The organism is Streptomyces sp. NPDC056373, assembly GCF_042262425.1.
Classification (GTDB): Bacteria; Actinomycetota; Actinomycetes; order Streptomycetales; family Streptomycetaceae; genus Streptomyces.
This window is the reverse complement of record NZ_JBHJPX010000008.1, coordinates 52,006-73,163: the sequence shown is the minus strand read 5'-3', so window position 1 is coordinate 73,163 and position 21,158 is coordinate 52,006. Positions and strand designations below refer to the sequence as shown.

General features: G+C 72.0%; 22 protein-coding genes and 1 pseudogene. 10 read left to right on the top strand and 13 right to left on the bottom strand.

The genetic code is table 11. The features are described 5' to 3' along the window. Positions 1 to 71: 71 nt before the first annotated feature. From ACFCXS_RS18085 to ACFCXS_RS18075, 3 genes are read right to left on the bottom strand one after another with little or no spacing between them, the layout of a single operon-like run. The gene (locus tag ACFCXS_RS18085; RefSeq protein ID WP_376644323.1) at positions 72 to 425 is read right to left on the bottom strand and encodes a UBP-type zinc finger domain-containing protein; all 354 of its coding nucleotides are present in this window, start codon (positions 423 to 425) and stop codon (positions 72 to 74) included. Next, positions 422 to 1,867: an ATP-binding protein gene (locus ACFCXS_RS18080; RefSeq protein ID WP_376644322.1), complete on the bottom strand. Its 1,446-nt coding sequence runs from the start codon at positions 1,865 to 1,867 to the stop codon at positions 422 to 424. The genes ACFCXS_RS18085 and ACFCXS_RS18080 overlap by 4 nt, the downstream gene beginning before the upstream one ends. Continuing rightward, entirely contained in the window at positions 1,864 to 3,540 is a 1,677-nt protein-coding gene (locus tag ACFCXS_RS18075) for an FAD-dependent oxidoreductase (RefSeq protein ID WP_376644321.1), read from the bottom strand. Before ACFCXS_RS18075 ends, ACFCXS_RS18080 begins: the two co-directional genes overlap by 4 nt. Positions 3,541 to 3,728: 188 nt before the next feature. Between ACFCXS_RS18075 and ACFCXS_RS18070 the strand changes: the two genes are divergently transcribed. Then, positions 3,729 to 4,610: a universal stress protein gene (locus ACFCXS_RS18070; RefSeq protein ID WP_376644320.1), complete on the top strand. Its 882-nt coding sequence runs from the start codon at positions 3,729 to 3,731 to the stop codon at positions 4,608 to 4,610. A 13-nt stretch (positions 4,611 to 4,623) separates the two neighbouring features. Here ACFCXS_RS18070 and ACFCXS_RS18065 read toward each other — a convergent pair whose 3' ends face one another. The 3 genes from ACFCXS_RS18065 to ACFCXS_RS18055 all read right to left on the bottom strand — a co-directional run bounded on the left by ACFCXS_RS18065 (position 4,624) and on the right by ACFCXS_RS18055 (position 7,432). Beyond that, positions 4,624 to 5,895: a DUF4032 domain-containing protein gene (locus ACFCXS_RS18065; protein ID WP_376644319.1), complete on the bottom strand. Its 1,272-nt coding sequence runs from the start codon at positions 5,893 to 5,895 to the stop codon at positions 4,624 to 4,626. A gap of 41 nt (positions 5,896 to 5,936) precedes the next feature. Then, complete coding sequence (locus tag ACFCXS_RS18060; RefSeq protein ID WP_376644318.1) at positions 5,937 to 6,683, bottom strand: MBL fold metallo-hydrolase; 747 nt, start codon at positions 6,681 to 6,683, stop codon at positions 5,937 to 5,939. Positions 6,684 to 6,808: 125 nt separating this feature from the next. Then, a complete protein-coding gene (locus ACFCXS_RS18055; RefSeq protein ID WP_376644317.1) occupies positions 6,809 to 7,432 on the bottom strand; it encodes an alpha-ketoglutarate-dependent dioxygenase AlkB in 624 nt (207 codons plus the stop codon). Positions 7,433 to 7,562: 130 nt separating this feature from the next. On the opposite strand from ACFCXS_RS18055, the gene ACFCXS_RS18050 reads away from it, so the two are divergent. Then, on the top strand, positions 7,563 to 8,201 hold the full coding sequence (locus ACFCXS_RS18050) for a TetR/AcrR family transcriptional regulator (protein WP_376644316.1): 639 nt from the start codon (positions 7,563 to 7,565) through the stop codon (positions 8,199 to 8,201). 17 nt (positions 8,202 to 8,218) lie between these two features. Further along, complete coding sequence (locus ACFCXS_RS18045) at positions 8,219 to 9,892, top strand: FAD-binding dehydrogenase (RefSeq protein WP_376644315.1); 1,674 nt, start codon at positions 8,219 to 8,221, stop codon at positions 9,890 to 9,892. A gap of 22 nt (positions 9,893 to 9,914) precedes the next feature. On the opposite strand, the gene ACFCXS_RS18040 is transcribed toward ACFCXS_RS18045, so the two are convergent. From ACFCXS_RS18040 to ACFCXS_RS18030, 3 genes are all read right to left on the bottom strand, one after another. Further along, positions 9,915 to 10,265 carry a DUF488 domain-containing protein gene (locus tag ACFCXS_RS18040; protein WP_376644314.1) on the bottom strand — a complete coding sequence of 117 codons (351 nt, stop codon included), beginning with the start codon at positions 10,263 to 10,265 and terminating at the stop codon, positions 9,915 to 9,917. A 183-nt stretch (positions 10,266 to 10,448) separates the two neighbouring features. Beyond that, a complete protein-coding gene (locus ACFCXS_RS18035) occupies positions 10,449 to 10,703 on the bottom strand; it encodes a WhiB family transcriptional regulator (RefSeq protein WP_376644313.1) in 255 nt (84 codons plus the stop codon). Between the two features lie 103 nt (positions 10,704 to 10,806). Further along, on the bottom strand, positions 10,807 to 12,024 hold the full coding sequence (locus ACFCXS_RS18030) for a saccharopine dehydrogenase family protein (RefSeq protein WP_376644312.1): 1,218 nt from the start codon (positions 12,022 to 12,024) through the stop codon (positions 10,807 to 10,809). Between the two features lie 104 nt (positions 12,025 to 12,128). Here ACFCXS_RS18030 and ACFCXS_RS18025 point away from each other — a divergent pair, with 104 nt between their 5' ends. After that, entirely contained in the window at positions 12,129 to 12,836 is a 708-nt protein-coding gene (locus ACFCXS_RS18025; protein ID WP_376644311.1) for a TetR/AcrR family transcriptional regulator, read from the top strand. A gap of 122 nt (positions 12,837 to 12,958) precedes the next feature. Here ACFCXS_RS18025 and ACFCXS_RS18020 read toward each other — a convergent pair whose 3' ends face one another. After that, positions 12,959 to 13,858 (bottom strand): LysR family transcriptional regulator ArgP, encoded by a 900-nt coding sequence (locus ACFCXS_RS18020; protein WP_376644626.1) that lies wholly within the window; start codon positions 13,856 to 13,858, stop codon positions 12,959 to 12,961. A gap of 69 nt (positions 13,859 to 13,927) precedes the next feature. Here ACFCXS_RS18020 and ACFCXS_RS18015 point away from each other — a divergent pair, with 69 nt between their 5' ends. Both ACFCXS_RS18015 and ACFCXS_RS18010 read left to right on the top strand, forming a co-directional pair. Next, the gene (locus tag ACFCXS_RS18015) at positions 13,928 to 14,545 is read left to right on the top strand and encodes a LysE/ArgO family amino acid transporter (protein WP_376644310.1); all 618 of its coding nucleotides are present in this window, start codon (positions 13,928 to 13,930) and stop codon (positions 14,543 to 14,545) included. 83 nt (positions 14,546 to 14,628) lie between these two features. Next, positions 14,629 to 15,921 (top strand): MFS transporter, encoded by a 1,293-nt coding sequence (locus ACFCXS_RS18010; protein ID WP_376644309.1) that lies wholly within the window; start codon positions 14,629 to 14,631, stop codon positions 15,919 to 15,921. Positions 15,922 to 15,925: 4 nt separating this feature from the next. Here the strand turns inward: ACFCXS_RS18010 and ACFCXS_RS18005 are convergent, their stop codons facing one another. From ACFCXS_RS18005 to ACFCXS_RS17995, 3 genes and pseudogenes are all read right to left on the bottom strand, one after another. Beyond that, positions 15,926 to 16,381 carry a cyclic nucleotide-binding domain-containing protein gene (locus ACFCXS_RS18005; protein ID WP_376644308.1) on the bottom strand — a complete coding sequence of 152 codons (456 nt, stop codon included), beginning with the start codon at positions 16,379 to 16,381 and terminating at the stop codon, positions 15,926 to 15,928. Positions 16,382 to 16,669: 288 nt separating this feature from the next. Next, positions 16,670 to 17,778 (bottom strand): annotated as a pseudogene (locus ACFCXS_RS18000) (aminotransferase class I/II-fold pyridoxal phosphate-dependent enzyme). Between the two features lie 69 nt (positions 17,779 to 17,847). Then, complete coding sequence (locus ACFCXS_RS17995; protein ID WP_376644307.1) at positions 17,848 to 18,069, bottom strand: hypothetical protein; 222 nt, start codon at positions 18,067 to 18,069, stop codon at positions 17,848 to 17,850. Positions 18,070 to 18,339: 270 nt separating this feature from the next. On the opposite strand from ACFCXS_RS17995, the gene ACFCXS_RS17990 reads away from it, so the two are divergent. The 4 genes from ACFCXS_RS17990 (at position 18,340) to ACFCXS_RS17975 (ending at position 21,100) form a co-directional block, all read left to right on the top strand. Beyond that, entirely contained in the window at positions 18,340 to 18,774 is a 435-nt protein-coding gene (locus tag ACFCXS_RS17990) for an ATP-binding protein (RefSeq protein ID WP_376644306.1), read from the top strand. Positions 18,775 to 18,973: 199 nt separating this feature from the next. Next, positions 18,974 to 19,837: an RNA polymerase sigma factor SigF gene (locus ACFCXS_RS17985; RefSeq protein ID WP_376644305.1), complete on the top strand. Its 864-nt coding sequence runs from the start codon at positions 18,974 to 18,976 to the stop codon at positions 19,835 to 19,837. A 32-nt stretch (positions 19,838 to 19,869) separates the two neighbouring features. Beyond that, on the top strand, positions 19,870 to 20,133 hold the full coding sequence (locus tag ACFCXS_RS17980) for a DUF5133 domain-containing protein (protein ID WP_376644304.1): 264 nt from the start codon (positions 19,870 to 19,872) through the stop codon (positions 20,131 to 20,133). Positions 20,134 to 20,245: 112 nt separating this feature from the next. Further along, positions 20,246 to 21,100 carry an ANTAR domain-containing protein gene (locus ACFCXS_RS17975; RefSeq protein WP_376644303.1) on the top strand — a complete coding sequence of 285 codons (855 nt, stop codon included), beginning with the start codon at positions 20,246 to 20,248 and terminating at the stop codon, positions 21,098 to 21,100. Positions 21,101 to 21,158 lie beyond the last annotated feature (58 nt).

Genomic DNA, 21,158 nt, shown 5'->3' with positions numbered 1-21,158 from the left:
AGGGGCGCGGGGAACTGCGCGATCGACCGGACACGACCCGCAGCCGCCACCGGACAGCGAGCCCCAAGCGCCTAGGCCCGCAAAATCTTCGCCCAATCCGCCGGCACCCGCCCCGCCGGCCCCGGCGTCGGCTGGTCGACCGGATGGCTCACCGGCTCCGCCAGCTCCGGCCCGCCCTCGTACAACTCGTTCGTCTCGTAGTTCCAGTACCAGTCCTCACCCGGCTCGAAGCTCTGCACGAACGGATGCCCGGTCTCCCGGAAATGCCCCGTCGCGTGCTTCGCCGGCGAACTGTCACAGCACCCCACGTGCCCGCACTGCGCACACCGCCGCAGATGGAACCACCATCCCCCGGCCGCGTCACACCCGGCACACCCGCTGCCGCTGGGCCGCGCGGTCGGGTCGATCCCGTTCTCGCCACTCATGCAGACTCCTCCTCGGCCGCTGTCAGCGGAAGCAGTACCTGGAAACGCGTGTCACCCGGCTCGGACTCCACCCGGATGCTGCCGTGGTGCTTGTTGACCACGATGCGCCACGAGATGTCGAGCCCCAGCCCGGTCCCCTCACCCACCGGCTTGGTGGTGAAGAAGGGGTCGAAGATCCGCTCCCGGTCCTGTGCCGGGATGCCTGTGCCCGTGTCGCGGAACTCCACCAGCAGCCGGTCGTGTTCCGCGGCCGTCCGCACGGTCAGGGCCCCCTCCCCGCCCGCGCTGTGCATCGCCGCGACCGCGTTGTCGATGAGGTTCGTCCACACCTGGTTGAGCTCGGCGGGGTAGGCGGGGATCCTCGGCAGCGTCCGGTCGTATTCCTTGACCACCTCGATCCGCTTGCCGATCTTGCCCGACAGCATCAGCAGCGTGGAGTCGAGGAGTTCGTGCACGTCGGCGTGTCGGAAGGGCGCGCGGTCGAGCTGCGAGTACTGCTTCGCCGCGTCGACGAGATGGGAGATGCGTGCGGTCGAGTCGTTGATCTCGTCCATCAGCAGCTCGGTCTCGACGGTGTAGTTGAGCCACCCGATCGCGCTCGGCAGGATGTCCTCGTCCACCGCCGCCGCGACCTGATCCAGCCAGTCCACGTCGAGGCCGGCCTGCACGAAGGTGGGCGCGATCCGCCAGCCCTCCTCGATGCCCTGGTCGTCCAGCCAGTCGGTCACGGCGTCCTCCTGGTCGGACGCCTCCAGCGGGCTCAGCGCGGGTGCCTTCGCGACCCGCTCGGCCGTGCGCTCCTGGATGTCGATGAGGTTCGCCATGACCTCGGGGGAGTACGACCCCTGCGCGATGATCGCCAGTTTGTGGCGCATCTTGCCGACCCGCTCCCGCAGGGTGGCCGTCGCCCGTACGGCCGCCGCGGCGGGGTTGTTGAGCTCGTGCGTGAGCCCGGCGGACAACGAGCCCAGCGCCAGCAGCCGTTCGCGCTGCCCGATGGCCCGCTGGGTGCTCTTCGAACCGAAGAACAGCCCCTCCAGCAGGTGCACCGCCATCGGGAACCACTCCTGCATGATGCCCGCGAAGGTGTCGGCGGGCAGCACGAAGAACCGCGTCGGCTCCGTGACACGCATGGAGTTGTTGTAGACCTGCCGCACCCGGTCGCCCAGGTAGGCCTGCATGGACCCCGCGTACACCCCGCGCTGCGAGGTCCGGGTCACCTCCACGTCGTCCCCGCCCACCCGGCGGTACAGCACCACCGTGCCTTCGAGCATCACGTAGAAGCAGGTCGCGGGCTCACCCTCGGTGTACACGGGACCGGGTTCGAACCGCTCCACCCGCCCCTCGCTGCACAGCCTGCCGAGCTGCTCGGGCGTGAGCTTCTCGAACAGGAACAGCGCCCCGATCTCCTGCGGGTTGCAGGGCACGGACCGCCCGCTCACGACTGCTCCAGATACCGGTGGACGAGCATGACGGCCATGGCTCCCTCTCCGACGGCGGACGCGACCCGCTTGGCGGACTCCGAGCGGGCGTCGCCCGCCACGAACACGCCGGGCACGTTGGTCTCCAGGTGGTACGGCGGCCGGTCCAGCTCCCAGTCCTGCGGCGGGCGGCCGTCCGGGGTCAGGTCCGGCCCGGCGAGGATGAACCCGCGCTCGTCCCGCAGCACCGTCCCGTCCAGCCAGCCGGTCAGCGGGGCGGCGCCGATGAACACGAACACCCACTGCGCGTCGACCTGTTCGGTCTGCCCGCTGTCCACGTCCCGCAGGGTCAGCCGCTCCAGCCGGCCGTCGCCGTGCGCGGCCTCGACGACCGTGCGGGCCCGGACCTGGATGTTGGGCGACTCCTCGATCTGCTGGATCAGGTAGTGCGACATCGACGCCGCCAGTGACTCGCCGCGCACCAGCAGCGTCACCGACTTGGCGCCCCGGGACAGGTACATCGCCGCCTGTCCCGCGGAGTTGGCGCCGCCGACGATGTACACGTCCTGGTCCTGGCAGGAGGGCGCCTCCGTCAGGGCCGACCCGTAGTACACCCCGCAACCGGTCAGTTCCTCGCACCCGGGTGCCGCCAGCTGACGGTAGGACACCCCGGTCGCCAGGATCACGCTGTGCGCCGCCACCGCCGAGCCGTCGGAGAACCGTACGACCCGGGCCGCGCCGTTGACCTCCAGTGCCGTCACCTCGCGCGCGGTGAGGATCTCGGCGCCGAACTTCGACGCCTGCCGCCGGGCCCGGTCGGTGAGCTGCGCCCCCGACACCCCGTCGGGAAAGCCGAGGTAGTTCTCGATGCGCGAGCTCTGACCCGCCTGCCCGCCGGTCGCCGACCGCTCCACCAGCACGGTCCGCAGCCCCTCGGACGCGCCGTAGACGGCCGCGCCGAGACCGGCCGGGCCGCCGCCGATGACGACCAGGTCGTAGAAGTCGGCCGTCGGCGTCGTCGCCAGCCCGACGCGCGCGGCGAGGTCGACGGCCTCCGGCTCGACCAGCGGCGAACCGTCCGGCGTGATCACCACCGGCAGCCGCAGCCCGTCCTCGCCGGCCGCGGCCAGCAGCCGCCGTCCCTCCGGCTCGTCGGCGGAGTACCAGCGGTAGGGCACCTGGTTGCGGGCCAGGAACTCCCGCACGTCCGAGGAACGCGACGACCACCGGTGCCCCACGACCTTGGTGCTGGGCACGGGCCGGAAGTCGCTGGACCGCCACGCCTGGAGCAGATCGTCGAGGACGGGGTACAGCTTCTCCTCGGGCGGGTCCCACGGCTTCAGCAGATAGTGGTCGAGGTCGACGACGTTGATCGCGTCGATCGCGGCGTTGGTGTCCGCGTACGCGGTCAGCAGCACGCGTCGCGCGCCCGGGTAGACGTCGAGGGCCTGTTCGAGGAACTCGATGCCGTTCATCTGCGGCATCCGGTAGTCGGCCAGGATCACGGCCACGAGATCACCGCGCAGCTTCAGCTCCCGCAGCGCGTCCAGCGCGGACTCGCCGGACTCCGCCCGCACGATCCGGTACGACGCGCCGTACCGGCGCCTCAGGTCCCGGGCCACGGCCCGGGAGACACCCGGGTCGTCGTCCACGGTCATGATGACGGTCCGCGCCGAATCGGCGGCCTGTGCCATACGTCCCCCACACCGGGCGGTCGACTCAACGGCACGGCGTCCCCGGGGCACCGCGCCGACCTCCGCCCATCGTATGTTCGATCGCCGCGCGGCGCTCCGGTACGAAGATCGGCTCCGACGGGCGCGGGCACCGGCGGCGGTGGTGAAGACTGGGCGGCACAGTGACCGACGCCCAGGGAGGCACCCGGATGACACGCCCGATCACCGCAGGGGTCGACGGATCGCAGGAGAGCCTCGCGGCCCTCGCCTGGGCGGCGCGGGAGGCCGTGCGGGGCGACCGGCCGCTGCGCGTGGTGCACGCCTGGCGGGTCCAGACGCCGGAGCTGATCGAGAGCGCGGTCGCCGCGGACGCGGAGAGCCAGGCCGAGTGGGTGCACGGCGCGGTGACCGAGGCCGTCGGGACCGTCACCGAACGGCATCCGGATCTCGCGGTGACCACCGATGTCATCGAGGGCGCGGTGGCCGACACCCTGGTCGCCGCCGCTGCCGGCGCCGAGATGCTGGTGCTCGGTTCGCGCGGACACGGCCGCATCGTCGGATTCCTGCTCGGCTCGATCGGCCAGCAGGTGATCGCCGAGGCCGTCCGGCCAGTGGTGCTGGTCCGGGCCGGCGACCGGCCCTCCTCCGAGGCCGCCGGGCGGGAGATCGTGGTGGGCCAGCAGGGCGATCCCGAGGACAGCGCCGAAGCGCTGCGCTTCGCCTTCGAGACGGCCGCCGCGCGGGGGGCGACCGTGCGGGTCGTACGGGCCTGGAGCCTGCCGCCCGTCTTCGCCTACAGCCCGGGCTCGCTGAAGCTCCTCGACGAGGCCGGGGGACTGGAGCCGTACGAGCAGAAGAGCCTGGCAGCCGCGGTCCGGCCGTTCCGGGAGCGCTTCCCCGACGTACCGGTCGAGGAGCACGTGGAGATGGGCAGCGCGAGTCAGGTGCTGCTGTCGGTGGCCGGGACGGCCCAGCTGATGGTCGTGGGCCGGCGGGCCCACCGCTCGGCCGTCGGGGCGCGCATCGGCTCGGTGGCCCACGGGATGCTGCACCACGCCGACTGCCCGGTGGCGGTGGTGCCGCCCCTGTGAGGGCCCCGGCCCCTCACTCCGCCGTCGGCTGCAGGGTCTTCCTGGCCTTGGGCAGGATGTTCTCGATGTAGTCCTCGACCACCGCGTCGAGGCCGATGTCGTGCTGGGCCCGCTCGGACAGGTACCAGCGGTGTTCGAGGAGCTGGTGGTAGATCTCGGCCGGGTCCATCGCGCCGCGCAGTTCGAGCGGCACGGCCCGCACCGTCGGCCGGAAGACCTCGCGGACCCAGCGGTGGGCCAGCACCTCGGGGCGGGCGCCATGGGGGTCCCCCCTGTTCGAGCGAAGCCGAGAACTTGGGGGAGGATCACCCGGCGCGTAGTCGTCCTGGGTCGCCATCCAGCTCTCCAGGTCGTTCAGCAGCCGCCGGGCCTGGTTCTCCTCCGTGTCGAGACCGGTCAGACGCAGCAGCTGCCGCTGGTGGTGGCCCGCGTCGACCACCTTGGGCACGAAGCTGACCGTGTCGCCGTTGGAGGCGTGCTCGATCTGCATCTCGGCGACGTCGAACCCGAGGTCGTTCAGGCGGCGGATCCGGCGTTCTATGTAGTGGTACTTGCCCGCCGGGTAGACGGAGGCCCGGGTCAGCTCGTCCCACAGGCCGCGGTAGCGGGCGCAGATCTCCATGCCGAACTCGACCGGGTCCACCGACGGGTGCAGCGCCCCGGACGCCTCCAGGTCCAGCAGCTCCCCGCTGATGTTCACGCGGGCGAGATCGAGGTCGTACTCCCGCTGCCCGGTGCTGAGCTGTGGATGCAGGTCGCCGGTCTCGGCGTCCACCAGGTATGCGGCGTATGCGCCCGCGTCGCGCCGGAAGAGGGTGTTGGACAGCGAGCAGTCGCCCCAGGCGAACCCGGCCAGGTGCAGCCGCACCAGGAGCACGGCGAGCGCGTCCATGAGCCGGTGCATGGTGGCCGGCCGCATGGTCGTCTCGAACATCGAGCGGTACGGCATCGAGCCGCCCAGGTGCCGGGTGACCAGGACGCTCTCCAGCGGGGCGCCGCTCGCGTCGGTGCGGCCGGTGACCACGGCCAGTGGGTCCACCGACGGGATGCCGAGCCGGTCCAGGTCGCGCAGCATGTCGTACTCGCGCAGCGCCGGGCGCTCCGCCAGTTCCTTGACGGCGATCACCTCGTCGCCCGCCCTGGAGTAGCGCACGACGTGCCGGGAGATGCCGCGCGGCAGCGGCACCAGGTACTCCTCCGGCCACTCCTCCAGAGGTACGTCCCACGGCAGTTCCAGCAAGAGCGCGGGGTGCTCGGGGTTGGTCGCGCTGATCTGCAGTGCCATGGGCCGGGTGTCCTTGTCTCGCCGCCGATCGTCAGATCAGATTAGAGGGCCCGTTCCCGGGCGCGGAGGGCGGCGTCCCGTACCGGCCCGCGGTGGACCGGCCCGTGCCCGGGAAGCAGCAGCTCGCCCTCCAGCTCCGCCAGGACGTCCAGCGAGGCCAGGGCCCGGGGCCGCTCGTGGTGGAACATGTCCGGCAGCAGCTGCGGCCCCTCGATGCGGGACGTGGGATGCCCGCTGACCAGGGCGTCCCCGGAGACCAGCGCACCGGTGCCGGGCAGGTGGTAGGCGCAGTGCCCGCCGGTGTGACCCGGTGTGTGCACCGGCACCGGCCGCCCGGGCAGGTCCAGGGCGCCGGCCCGTGGGAAGGGCTCGGGGGCCCTGACCGGGTTGTGTGTCGTGCCGCCGGAGCGCAGCGCGTGCACCGCCCACGGGAGCACGCCCGGTCGCCAGCCGTTGCCCAGCACCGTGCCGAGGGACACCTGGTGCAGGAAGTCGCGCCGGGCGTGCGGCACTTCGGCCTCGTGCAGATACACGGGCGTGCCGTAGGTGGTGCGCAGGTACTCGGCGGAGCCCAGGTGGTCGTTGTGGGCGTGGGTGATCAGCACGGCCGCGACCGCCTCCGGGGAGCCGCCCACCTCGGCGAGCGAGGCGAGGACCTGCTCCCGGTCACCCGGATACCCGGTGTCGATGAGCGTCACGGCGTCCCCCTCGGTGAGGATCACCCAGTTGGTGTTGGAGCCGTGCACCAGGTAGGTGCCGTCCGCGACGTGCTGTACGTCCGCCCGCATGAATGCCCTGCCCCTGTGTGGTTTCCGGTACCGGCCCGACGGGAGAAGGAAAGCAGACGCGGTGAGATCCAAGATCGCCGGGTCCGCCCCAAGAGGGTCGTGTTGCGCGGTTGTCCGGTCCGCCGTCAGCGCACGCCGTGCGGGCGGAACTGGATGCTGATGCGCGGCCCCGTGGCCCGGGTGCTCTTGGGGACGGCGTGCTCCCAGGTGCGCTGGCAGGAACCGCCCATCACGACGAGGTCGCCGTGGCCCAGCGGGCGGCGGACGGTGTCGCGGCCGCCCCGCACCGGGCGCAGCAGCAGGTCCCGGGGCGCTCCCACCGACAGGATCGCGACCATGGTGTCCTCGCGCGCACCGCGTCCGATCCGGTCACCGTGCCAGGCCACACTGTCCCGGCCGTCGCGGTAGTAGCAGAGCCCGGCCGTGGTGAACGGCTCGCCCAGCTCCTCGCCGTAGTGGGCGCTCAGCGCGTCCCTGGCCCGGGCCAGTACCGGGTGCGGCAGAGGATCGTCCACGCCGTAGAAGGAGAGCAGGCGGGGGACGTCGACCACGTGGTCGTACATCGTGCGCCGCTCGGCTCGCCACGGAACCTCGGCCGCCAGCTGTTCGAACAGTTCGTCCGAGCCAGTGAGCCACCCGGGAAGCACATCGAGCCAGGCGCCGAAACCGAGGTCGGTACGGCTGATCCCGTCCAGAGAGCCGAGCCGCAGCTCGTCGGCCTGGTCGAAGAGGGAGCCCTGGAGGTGCATGCAGCCAGCGTACCCCGGAATCGAAAGTGTGTTCCATGGTGAGATCGGTCTTTCGATACGTTGGTGTATCCAATACAGTCGTGTATCGAAGCGACCGAAGGCATCAAATGGATCGAAGGGAGGGCGGGGCATGGCGGCCGGCGGAACCACCGGACGCGTGACCAGGCGCCGGGTGCACACCCGCGCCAACCTCCTCGGGGCGGCGTTCTCCGTGTTCGCGGCCAAGGGATTCGGCCACGTCTCGATCGAGGAGGTCTGCGAGGCCGCCGGCTACAGCAGGGGCGCCTTCTACTCCAACTTCTCCAGCCTCGACGAGCTGTTCTTCGCCCTCTACCAGGAGCGGGCCGACCTGATCGCCGAGCAGGTCTCCGGCGCGCTCGCCCTGGACGGACCCGACCTCGACGTGCCCGCCGCCGTGGACCGCGTCACGGACGTGCTGCTCCTCGACCGCGACTGGCTCCTGGTGAAGACGGACTTCCTCGTGCACGCCGCCCGCGACCCGGAGGTGGCGCGCAGCCTGCTCGAACACCGCGCGCGGCTGCGGCGGGCCATCGCCGACCGGCTCGGCCGGGCCCGCGGGCACACCGCGCTGCCCGCCGTTCTGGGCGACATCGACGCCGCCGCCCACGCCGTCGTCGCGGCGTACGACGGTGTCACCACGCAACTGCTGCTGGACCGGGACCTGGAGCACGCCCGTGTCTGGCTGAAGCAACTGCTCACGGCCCTGCTGACCGACGGCAGCGGCACCCCCGATCACACGAAGCACTGAGGAAGGGAACGGTCGCCATGGATGCCGATGTCATCGTCGTCGGAGCGGGACTCGCCGGCCTGGTCGCGGCGCACGAACTGACCAGCAAGGGCCGGCGGGTCGCCCTCGTCGACCAGGAGAACGCGGCCAACCTCGGCGGTCAGGCCTTCTGGTCCTTCGGCGGGCTGTTCCTCGTCGGCTCGCCGGAGCAGCGGCGGCTGGGCATCAAGGACTCCTTCGACCTCGCCTGGAGCGACTGGCGGTGCAGCGCCGGCTTCGACCGGCTGGAGGGCGAGGACTCCTGGGCCGTGCGCTGGGCCCGCGCCTACGTCGATTTCGCCGCGGGGGAGAAGCGGTCCTGGCTGGACGGGCACGGCATCACGTTCCTGCCCACCGTCGGCTGGGCCGAACGCGGCGACCTCACGGCACACGGGCACGGCAACAGCGTGCCCCGCTTCCACGTCGCGTGGGGCACCGGAACCGGCGTCGTCGAACCGTTCGTGCGCTACGCGAAACAGGCCGCCCGGGACGGACTGCTCACCTTCCACCACCGCCACCGCGTCGACGCCCTCGTCGTCGAGGACGGCACCGCCCGGGGCGTACGCGGCACGGTTCTGGCCGAGGACCCCGCCCCTCGGGGCGTCGCCTCCAGCCGGGACGCGATCGGCGAGTTCGAACTGACCGCCCAGGCCGTCATCGTCACCAGCGGCGGCATCGGCGCGAACCACGACGTCGTGCGCCGCTACTGGCCGGAGCGCCTCGGCACCCCGCCGCGGGAGATGGTGACCGGCGTCCCCGCCTACGTCGACGGCCGGATGCTCGACATCAGTGCCGAGGCGGGCGTCCGGCTGGTCAACCGCGACCGCATGTGGCACTACACCGAGGGCCTGCGGAACTGGGACCCGATCTGGCCCGGCCACGGCATCCGTATCCTGCCCGGCCCGTCCTCGATGTGGTTCGACGCCCTCGGCCGCCGCCTGCCCGGACCGTACCTGCCCGGCTACGACACCCTCGGCACCCTGAAGCACCTGCGCACCACGGAGGACATCGCCGGATACGACCACTCCTGGTTCATCCTCACGCAGAAGATCATCGAGAAGGAGTTCGCCCTGTCGGGCTCCGAGCAGAACCCCGACATCACCGCCAAGGACCGTGCCGGATTCCTCAAGGAGCGCATCCTCGGCAAGGGCGCGCCCGGACCGGTCGACGCGTTCCTGCGCAAGGGCGCCGACTTCGTGACCGCGGGCAGTGTGGAACAACTCGTCGCGAAGATGAACGAACTCACCGACAAGCCGCTCCTCGACGCGACCGTGGTCAAGCGCCAGATCGAGGCCCGCGACCTGCAGATCGCCAACCCCTACGCGAAGGACGCGCAGGTACAGGGCATCCGCAACGCCCGTCGCTACATCGGTGACCGCCTCGGCCGGGTCGCCACCCCGCACCGCATCCTCGACCCGGCGGCCGGACCGCTGATCGGCGTCAAGCTGCACGTCCTCACCCGCAAGACCCTCGGCGGTATCCAGACCGACCTCGACTCGCGGGCGCTCGGGTTCGACGGCAAGCCGATCGACGGACTGTACGCGGCCGGCGAGGTCGCCGGATTCGGCGGCGGCGGCGTCCACGGCTACAACGCCCTGGAAGGCACCTTCCTCGGCGGCTGTCTCTTCTCGGGCCGGGCGGCGGGGCGGGCGGCCGCCAAGCAGACCGCCTGACGTGAAGCGACGGTCCGTCCCCTCAGGACCCGAGGAGGCGGGCCAGCACGGTGGCGTGGCTCTGCTGGGGCGTCTTCGACGCGGTCAGCAGGGTCACGTCGCCCTTGCGGACCAGATCGCGCACGCTGTCGAGCGCCTCGACGGCCTGGCCGGCGGCGAGCTCCGCCTCATACCGTTCGGCGAACTCCTCGTACGAGCCCTCGCCCGCGTGGTACCAGCGGCGCAGCTCCGTCGAGGGGGTGAGCGCCTTCGGCCACTCGTCCACCCGCGCCGCGTCCTTGGCCAGGCCGCGCGGCCACAGCCGGTCCACCAGGACCCGCGCACCGTCCTCCGGCTCGGCGGGATCGTAGACACGGCGCACACGCACGCTCATGGTCGGTCTCCTCTCCGCGGCGGACGGGTGTGCCGCGAGCCTAACCCCGGCCGGGCACCCGCACCGCCCGGTACCGCCTTGCGCGCACACGACAGGTCCCGGTGCCGCGGCGGGCGGCGTTCACCGTCAAGGAGTGGCGAACGCCGCCCGCTGCTGCACCAGGACCCTCGGGGGTGGCCGGTGTCAGCCGGAGCGGCGGCGGGCGGCCGTGCGGCGCTTCAGCGCACGCCGTTCGTTCTCGCTCGTCCCGCCCCACACGCCGATGGACTGCCCCGTGTCCAGGGCCCATTGCAGGCACTGCTCCTCCACGGGGCAGCGCCGTCGGCACACGGCCTTGGCCTGCTCCGTCTGCAACAGAGCCGGGCCGGAGGTGCCGATCGGGAAGAAGAGCTCGGGGTCCTCGTGCCGACAGGCAGCGTGGTCTCGCCAGTTGTCCATCGAAGTCACCTGCATCGCAGTAGAAACGTGCTCTCTCGGATGCTTACTCTCTTTCGGGTGACCTGTCGATGCCCGCTGAAACAGGGCGTTCCCGGACAGTCGTTCACTGCTCCCGCATGCCCCAGGGGGAGCCGTGGTCCGTCAGCAGGTCCAGGAACGGCCGGGCGGGGAAGGCCTCCGGGCCGAGCACACCGGTACCGGACCAGGCGCCCGTCGCGAGGAGTTCGAGCGCGACGACGGGGTTGATCGCCGTCTGCCACACCACGGCCTGGGAGCCGTACTCGGTCATGGACCACTGGTTGTCGACCACGTGGTACAGGTACACCTCGCGCGGCTCACCGTCCTTCACACCCCGCACCCAGGTGCCCGCACACGTCTTGCCGTGCATCCGCTCGCCCAGCGTCGCCGGGTCGGGCAGGCACGCGGCGACCACGTCCCGGGGCGAGACCTTCACCGGTCCGTCCGGCCCGGGCACGGTCACCGGGTCGGTGCGGTCCAGGCCCAGCAGGTGCAGGGTCCGCAGCGTCTCGACGAACTCCCGGCCCAGGCCGTACTTGAAGGTCACCCGCCGGGCGTCGACCCACCGCGGGACGAGCAGCACCTCCTCGTGCTCCACGTTCACGCACTCGACCGGGCCGATGCCCTCGGGGAAGTCGAACACCTCGGGCTCGCTGAACGGCTCGGTGGTGAACCAGCCCTTCCCGCCCTCGTAGACGACCGGCGGGTTGAGGCACTCCTCGATGGTGGTCCAGATACTGAAGGAGGGCGCGAAGCCGTAGCCGTCGACGGCCAGGTTCGCGCCGTCGCGGATGCCGATCTCCTCGATCTCGTCGAAGAGTTCGTCGGCGGCGTACCGCGCGAACACGTCCGACAGGCCCGGCTCCACCCCCATGCCGACGAGGGCCAGCAGCCCCTCCCGCTCCCAGTCCGCGGCCTGCGCGAACTGTTCGTCGCCGAGCTTGACCCCGCACTCCTCGTACGGCCGCTCGGCGTGCGGACGGGACAGCGACATCGCCATGTCGAGGTAGGTCGCGCCCGCGGCGCGGGCCGCGCGGAACAGAGGCATCACGAAGCGGGGGTCCGTGGCGTTGAGCAGGACGTCGCAGCGGTGCCGGGCGAGCAGACGTGCGACGGCACTCTCGTCGCTCGCGTCGACCTGTTCCGCCGTGAAGCGCGCGTCGTCGCCGAGCGCCGCGACCGCCGCCGCGGCGCGGGCCGGGTCGTAGTCGGCCACCACCATGGCCTCGAAGAACGGCCGCCGGGTCGCGATCCGGGTGATGGCGCCGCCCACTCCACCGGCTCCCACGAGCAGTACACGCATGACAGAAACTCCCTATTTGCGAAGAACGTGACACGCCCTTGGAGAGATGAAACGCCGCCCCGTCACTTAAGGTCAATGGCGTTGGCATAAGGAGGGAGCCCAGCGTGCCGAAGCCCGTGGTGCCCGAGGAGAAACGCCGCCGGCGCAGGCCCACCAAGAGCGGCACCGTGCTGTCCGAGGAGCTGATCGTCGAGACCGCGCTGCGCATGCTGCGCGAACACGGCAGCTCGGGACTGACGGCCCGCCGGCTCGGCCTCGCCCTGGACGCCGACCCGAGCACGCTCTACCGGTACTTCCGCGGCATGGACGAGCTGACCCTCGCCATCGGCGACGCGCTCATCGGCCAAGCCCTCAGGGGCTGGCGGCGCACGGGGGAGTGGCGGGCGGACCTGCGGTCCTTCGGGCTGCGCATCCACGCCGCGTATCTCGCCCATCCACAGGCCGCCCTGCTGACCACGAACCGCGTCACGGGCCGGGCCCATGAGCTGGCAGCCGACGAGGCCGTCCTGGACGTCCTGCGCACGGCCGGTTTCCCGCTGCCCGACACCGTGCGCATCTACCACGCCTTCATCGACCAGACCCTGGCCTTCGCCGCGCTGGACGCCGCCTCGCTGGCCCTGCCCAGCGACTCGCTGCACGCCGACGAGGACATGTGGCGCTCCACGTACGCCCACCTGCCCGCCACCACCCACCCCCGCATCGCCGAGGCGGCGCCGCTGCTCGCCGCCCGCATGCTCGACAGCGCCTACCCGACGGCCCTGGAGATGCTGCTGGACAGCGCGGCGGCCCGACTGGAGGTCTTGCGGGACTGACGGTCTCAGGGCTCTGCTGCCCGAATGCTGCGGCGGCCCGGCTGGAGGCCTTCCGGGACAGGGGTCTCAGGGCCTGTTGCCGGACAGCGCGGCGGCCCGGCCGGTCTCGGGGAATCGAGGGCTCAGGGCCGCAGCGCCTGCGCCGCCGTCGCGGTCACCGTCTCCGCCACCTGGGCGAGCGCCGGCGAGTCGAGCTTCCACTGCTGCCAGTACAGCGGCACGTCGACCGTGCGGCGCGGGGCGATGCCGACGAGCCGGCCGTCACGCAGCAGAGGATCCGCCTGGGGTTCCGGCACCAGGCCCCATCCCAGCCCGGCGGCGACGGCCTCGACGAACCCCTCCGAGGTCGGCACGAAGTGCCGCAGCGCGCTCGCGCCGCCGCGCCCCCGGGTGAGCCCGCGGACGAAACCGTCCTGGAAGTCGTCGCGCCGGTCGAAGACGACCACGGGCGCCTCACCGAGCGCCTGCGCCAGACTCCCGCCGAGGTGGCGCGCGGCGAAGTCCGGCGCGGCCACGGGCAGATAGCGCATCCGGCCGAGCGACCGCACGGAGCAGCCCGGCACCGGATCGGGCGACGAGGTCACCGCGGCCATCACCACGCCCTCCCGCAGCAGGGCCGCCGTGTGGTCCTCGTCCTCGCGGCGCAACTCGAAACAGAGCCGCAGTTCCTCCGGTACGCGAGTGAGCACCGGAAGGAACCAGGTGGCCAGCGAGTCCGCGTTCACCGCGACCGACACCCGGATCGGCTCCCCGGTGTCGGCCAGCCCCAGCTCCGTGTAGGCGTCGTGCTCCAGCCGTGCCACCTGACGGGCCAGCCGGACCAGCACCTCACCCGACTCGGTCGGCCGCACCGGCTTGGTCCGCAACAGCAGGACCCGGCCCGTGCGCTGCTCCAGCGCCTTCACCCGCTGGCTGATCGCCGACGGCGTCACGTGCAGCGCGCCCGCCGCCGCGTCGAACGTCCCCTCGTCCACGACGGCGAGCAGGGTCCGGACCTGGTCCAGCGGGAGATCGGTCATCATCACGTGTGCTGATGATACGTAAGAATCTTTAGCTGGACCCGGGTGAGAGGCCTCCGTAGCGTCGACGCCATGACCAGCACCTTCACCGCCGGCGCCGCCGGTTTCGGCACCGGACTGTCCCTCATCGTCGCCATCGGCGCCCAGAACGCGTTCGTCCTGAGGCAGGGGATCCGCCGCCAGGCCGTCCTCGCCGTGGTGGGGATCTGCGCCCTGTCCGACGCGGCACTCATCGCGCTCGGGGTCGGCGGGGTCGGCGCGGTGGTGGTGAAGTGGCCGGGCGCCCTCACGGCGGTCGGCTGGATCGGCGGTGCCTTCCTGCTGTGTTACGGCGTCCTGGCCGCCCGCCGGGTGTTCCGGCCGGACGGGGACGCACTGCGGACCGAGGGAGACGCGACCGGATCGGTGCGCCGGGCCGTGCTCACCTGCCTGGCGATGACCTGGCTCAACCCGCACGTCTACCTCGACACCGTCTTCCTGCTGGGCTCCGTCGCCGCCGACCACGGCGAGCTGCGCTGGACCTTCGGCCTCGGCGCCGTGCTGGCCAGCCTGTGCTGGTTCACCGCCCTCGGGTTCGGCGCCCGGATGCTCGGCCGTTTCCTCGCCAGGCCGGCCGCCTGGCGCGTCCTGGACGGCCTGGTCGCCGCCACGATGATCGTGCTCGGCATCGTGCTCATCACCGGAAGCTGACACCTCGGCCGCGGTGGCCGGACCGGCCGGTGCGATAGTGATCCCCGCCCCAAAAGATGTAGCGAGCATCGAGGAAGCGGCGCGTGGACACGAGCGAGAGCACGACCGAAGAGCGGGAACCCGACCGGGAGGCGCCCCGGCGGCGCGGCTGGCGGCGCTGGGCGATGGACACCCGCCCGCTGCGCCGCCCCGCCTACCGGCGGCTGTGGAGCTCGACGGTGGTCACGGCGGTCGGCAGTCAGCTCACCGCCGTCGCCGTCCCCAAGCAGATCTACGACATCACGGGCTCCTCGGCCTGGGTGGGCGCCGCGAGCCTGGCCGGCCTCGTGCCCCTGATCGTGTTCGCGCTGTGGGGCGGGGCGATCGCCGACACCATGGACCGGCGCAAGCTGCTGCTGATCACCAACAGCGGCATCGCCGTCACCTCGCTGCTGTTCTGGCTCCAGGCCTTCGCCGCCCTGGAGTCGGTGGCCGCGCTGATGCTGCTGCTGGCCGTGCAGCAGGCCTTCTGGGGCCTGAACGCACCGGCCCGCAGCGCCTCCATCGCCCGGCTGGTCCCCGCGGACGAACTGCCCGCCGCGAGCGCCCTCGGCTCGACCGTGATGCAGACCGGCCAGGTGGCCGGCCCGTTGCTCGCCGGCGCCCTCATCCCCGTCATCGGCCTGCCCGAGCTGTATCTCATCGACGCGCTGGCGCTGTGCGTGACGGTGTGGGCGGTGTACCGGCTGCCCTCGCTGCCGCCCCTGGCCGGCACGGTGGTGCGGCGCGCGGGCGTGAAGGAGATCGCCGCCGGTTTCCGCTACATCTCCGGCCACACCGTGCTGCTGCTGTCCTTCCTCGCCGACATCGTCGCCATGGTCCTCGGCATGCCCCGCGCCCTCTTCCCGCAGCTCGCCTCCCAGACCTACGCCCCGTACGGCGAAGGGTTCGCGCTGGGCCTGCTGTTCGCGGCGATCCCCGTCGGCGCCGTGCTGGGCGGGCTGTTCTCCGGCACCTTCTCCCGGGCCCGGCGGCACGGCCTGATGGTCATCGGCGCGGTGGTCGCCTGGGGCGTGGCCATCACGGGCTTCGGGCTGAGCGGCAGCCTCTGGGTCGCGGTGGCCTTCCTCGCCCTGGCCGGGGTGGCCGACATGGTCTCCATGGTCTTCCGCGGGGCGATCCTGCTGTCCGCCGCGACCGACGAGATGCGCGGGCGCATGCAGGGCGTCTTCACGGTCGTCGTGGCGGGCGGGCCACGCCTGGCCGACGTGCTGCACGGCACCGCGGGCTCGGCCTTCGGCCCCCGCACCGCCGTGGCCGGCGGCGGACTGCTGGTCGTCGCGGTGATGCTGGTGCTGGCCACCGCCGTACCGGCGCTGCGCCGCTACCGGGTCTGAGGGCTCACAAGGCTCCGCGCCGGTGCAGCGTGTACTGCTCCATCAGCTTGCCCCGGGTCATCTCCAGCCGGTGGGCCAGCACCTCGGCGACGTTGCGCACCAGCATCATCCCGAGCTGCGGGTCCTCCCGGCACAGCTCCAGCACGGCCCCCGCGTCGAACTCGTAGGCTCGCACCGGGCTGAACGCCACCGCGCCGAAGTCCCAGGTGTAGGGCGGGAAGAGCCAGGACCAGCCGAGCAGGTCCCCCGCGCCGAGGCTGGCCACGGTCACCCGCTGCAGGGAGTTCACCTGCTGGTCCAGGGAGACGGCGCCGGAGCGGATGACCCAGAAGCGGTCGGCCGTGCCGTCCGCCTCGAAGATCCGGACGTCCTCCCGGAACGACACCTCCCGGGCGAGCGTCATCAGCAGCTGCCGCTGGGGCGGAGGCAGGGCGGTCAGGAGTTTGATCGCTTTGGTCATGCGTGGAGCTCCTCGCCGGGCGGTCGACTGCGGTGCGGTGTCCAAGGGGTCCTCACCCCATTTCAGCCGCTGCCGGGGCCGTGGGCACCTCGGCGTACGCGACTTCTTCCGGCAGGCCGCCCGGGCATGAAAAAGCCCTGGCTGGACGGGGGGGACCAGCCAGGGCCGTGTGCGGTGACGCACGGAGGACCAGGAGTCGACTCCGTCACCACGTATATGAACCGTAAACCATTCAGGCGGTGGACGCGCACCCGAAGACCGGGTCGCGTGACCCGTTTCACGCCCGTGTCACCGCGTGAGCACCCGCACCGTCTCCAGCTCCGGGTCCTCGGGGTCGGGCAGGTGCATGCCCGCCTCCAGCCCCGTCCGCAGGTACGCCAGCACCGGTTCGGTCAGGCGCTCACCGGGGAGGACGGCGGGGATGCCCGGGGGATACGGCGTGATCACCTCGGCCGCGATCCGCCCGGCCGCCTCGGACACCGGCACGGTCTCGGCCGGGCCGAAGAAGGCGTCCCGGGGCAGCGCCGCCTGCTCCATGCGCAGCTCCGCCGGCGACGGCACCTCCACCCGCGGTGCCCCGGGCAGATCCGGAGCCGCCCGCGCCAGGTCCCGCAGCGCCTCCAGCAACCGCCCGGTGGTGTCCCGGTCGCCGCCGTGGGTGATCTGCGCGCCGATACGGCGGTGATCCACCAGATGCGCGTCGATCTGCCGGTGCTCGCGCAGCCAGTCCGCCGCCTGGAAGCCCGTGATCCCGAGTTCGGTCAGGTCGATGACGCCGGGCAGCGGGTCGAGGTCGTCGGCCAGACCCGGACCGCAGAAGTCGTCCCGGTCGTTGACGTGCAGTCCGTCGATCTCCTCGACGGCGGCCCGGGCCTCGGCGGCGAGGTCCAGCGCACCCGCCATCAGTTCCTCGCCGCGCAGCGCCATCTGCCGCCGCCAGCCGTCGAGGCCCGCGAAGATCAGCACCGACGGGCTGGTGGTGCCCAGCAGGTCCGCACGCATCCCCAGCAGCTCCGGCGGCACCAGATCGCCCTGGAGATGGAAGACCGAACCCTGCTCCAGACCGCTGCCCATCTTGTGAATGCTGGTCACACAGATGTCGGCGCCCGCGTCCACAGGGAACTGCCGCACGTGCTGAAGAAGGTGTGCTCGGCATGCACCGCGTCGGCCATCAGTTCCTGCGCGCGCTGCAGCACCCGCCCACGGGTCAGCCGGTCGTCCGGACCTCCCGAGGCCAGCACGTCCTCGTGGAACACCGCGTCACCGAGGATCTCCCGGACCGCCGGATCGGCACCCCGGGCCTGCTTGTGCCCGGGCGGTGTGAACGACAGACGTTCCTTGCGTCGGTACTCGTCCAGGGCTTCCAGAACCGGTGCTCGCGTGTGGTCGACCGTCATGCGCGCCGGGTCCCCGGCGTGTGCCCTTGCAATCCGGTCCCACCCGGACGGCCACCGGCGTCCGTCCGGTCAGCCCTCCTGTTCGTGTCTGCCCGGTGTCACGATCTCGTCCAGCACCCGCAGCACCGCCTCGTAGGACATCTGCCGAACGGTCGCGTCCCGGGCCCCTTGCGGGTCGGTGGCGCCCAGCTCCTCGCTCCTGGTCCGCCATGTCCGCTCCTCCTGGAGCGCGCACTCCCTCGCGCGCCGGATGCGCCGCAACAGCTCGTCCGAATCCACCACATCGGTCATGCGGACCGCGTACCCGCCGAACGCGCGGAGATGGCACCCGCATCCGGCCGTTCGAGGTCTTTTCGCATCCTCCGGCCGGACCGGAGGTTTGCAGGTGCGGGGACCGGTGAGCCGAAGAGTGAGACCGCGGCGTTCACGCGGTGCGCGTCCCGAACGCCACGAGTCCGTTTCGAGCAGTGGGTCCGAGGACCCCGGGCAGGCCCCCGCGGGCGGCCACGGAACCCGGTCCGGACCCGGTATTTCCGTCCGTGCTGTCAGGGGAGCTGCAGAATGTGCGACGAGCACATGATCGAATCCGTAGGTGAGCCGCCCGGGTCTCACCGGGCCCGGCCGTGCAAGCCGGCCGAGGCGCGCAGGGCGGTGGAGCTGGCCGTGGCCGAACGCTGCCGGGCCACCCACACCCGGTGCGACACGGACGCCCTGTCCGACGCGCTGCTCGTCACCTCGGAGCTGACGACCAACGCCATCCTGCACGGCGGAGGCGTCACCGACTTCCAGGTGGACGTCGACGATCCCGGCGTGCGCGTCTCGGTCAGCGACCGCAGTGACGCCCTGCCCGTGACCGCGCCACGCACGGACCCGAACGGACGCATGCGGCACGGCGGCCACGGCTGGCCCATCGTCTGCCGGCTCGCCCGCGACGTGCGGGTGTCGGACCTGCCCTCCGGGGGCAAGTGCATCACCGCCGTCGTGCCCCTGTACTGAATGCCGGTGAGGCAGCTCCCGACAGATTGCACTGCAAAGCGGAGTTTGCTCCCCCGGGTGCAGGGCAGACGCACATTCGTGCTTCGGACCGGAGGCGCCCCAGCGGGAGCGGTATGACTGCCCCGGAGGCCTCCAGGCGATCCGGGCAGCTTCCTTCCCGCGGTCAGTCCCTGAAACCACCGTTCAGGAGCGAATCCGCATGCTCATCGAAACGCCCACCCATCGTCCCGGCACGCCCGAAACGACGACCCCCGCCAGCCGGCGGCGTCACGACGACGCCCCCGACACCGCCTCCCTCTTCGCCCGTATGGCGGAGCTGGAGGAGGGCCCCGAGCGGGAGGCCGTCCGCGACGAACTGGTCACCCTCTGGCTGCCCATGGCCCACCGCATCGCCGGGCGCTTCCGCGACCGCGGAGAGTCGATCGAAGACCTCCGCCAGGTCGCCGCACTGGGTCTGGTCAAGGCCATCGACCGGTTCGACCCGAGCCGGGGTGCCTTCGAGAGTTACGCCGTCCCCACCATCACCGGCGAGGTCAAGCGGCACTTCCGGGACCGCATGTGGGCCCTGCGGGTCCCCCGCCGTGTGCAGGAACTGCGCAACAAGGTGCGGGTGGCACGCCGCGAACTCACCCAGAACCCGGGCAGCCCCGAGCCTTCCGTGGCGGACCTCGCCACGCACACCGGCCTGACCGAGGAAGAGGTCAATGCCGGGCTCGAGGCCCTGGACAGCTTCAGCACCCTGTCGCTGGACGCCGAACTCTCGGCCGACGACGACGGCTACAGCCTCGCGGACACCCTCGGCGCGGCCGACTCGTCCTACGACGTCGTCGTGGACCGTGAGTCCGCCAAGGAAGGCCTGCGCCGTCTGCCGGAACGCGAACGGGCCATCCTCTACATGCGCTTCTTCGAGGACATGACGCAGAGCCGCATCGCCGATCACCTCGGCATCTCACAGATGCACGTCTCCCGCCTCATCAGCCGCAGCTGCGCCCGGGTGCGCGACGAGGTCCTGGGGCAGCAGACGGGCAACCGGGGCAGCGGCGGCCCCTCCACGACGGCCTGACCACCCGACCTTCACGAGGAGCGAAAACCACCATGCTGAGGCCCCACCCCGCCGTGCTGCGCCGGCTCGTCGACGAGTACGAGGCCCTGGCCGCCGCCGAAGCCACCGGCGGACCGGCGGAGCAGAACCCCCGGGTACGCGACCTGGCGTACACGCTGTGCGTGTCCACCGGCACCCGGACCCTCGAGCGCGCCCTCGAGGCCGCTCACCAGTGGCTCGCGACCGCACCCGCACCGGTTCGCGGACCCGTGGCGCCGATGGCCGGGCCGCGTACACCGGTCACGGAGCCCGCCTGACCCCCGTGAGCCGTTGAGCGACGGGGACGACGAGACCGAGCGAGAGCCCGGCCGACGGCGCGAGCCGCGGCCGGGCCCTTTCGCGCCACGACTTCGGCACTCCAGGAGTTTCATGTCCACAGCGGAGCGTGCCGCCGCCGACGGCGGCGAGCTGGAGCGCCTGCGTGCCGAGGTGCGCGACCTGCGGGCCCGCGCCCGCGTGCGCCCGCTGATCTCGCAGGCGCAGGGCATGATCCAGGAGCGGTACGCACTGCCGGACGGTGAGAGCGCCTTCGCCCTGATGCAGCGGGCGTCCCAGCGGTACAACGTCAAGCTGCGCACGCTGGCGGGCGTCCTGGTCACGGTGCCGCGGCCCGAGGGTTCGGACGGCCTGTGGTTCCCGCGGCGGGTGCGCGAGGCGGCACCGGACCTGACCTTCACACAGGCGCACCGGTCCGGTTCCGGCAGCCGGAGCGCCGTCCTGAAGGCCGTACTGCGGTCCACCCTGGCGGTCACCGGGACCGACATGGGCAACGTGCAGCTGCCCGACCCGGCGCGGGGCGGTCTGCGCATCGAGCAGCACACGGGCCTCACGGCCGAGTTCGTCGACTTCTTCGCCCACGTCGGCGAGGACGGGACGTCCTGCGCGCAGGCCGCCCGGGACGTCGCCCAGGTCACCGTCCACGACGTGGAGAGCGACCCGGTGTTCTCCGAACCGGCCCGCCTGGCCATCCTCGAGGCGGGCAGCAGAGCCTGCCACAGTGTGCCCCTGACGACCGCGTCGGGGTTGTGCGTCGGCATGGTCTCGGCCCACATGGACCGGCCCCTGAACGGACTGACCGCAGCCCAGACGAAGGCCCTGGACACCGTCGGCGGCCAGGCGGGCCGCTGGCTCGCCTGGCACGACCGCACGGTGGTCCTGGACGCCTTGGAGCACCTGCACGCCCTCGGCCGCGCCGCCCGCGGAACGAGGCTGCGCCGGTCCTGAGCCGTGAAACGAGGCCGGTCCCGGTCCCGGTCCCGGCCCCGGAGCGCGGCTGCGCCGG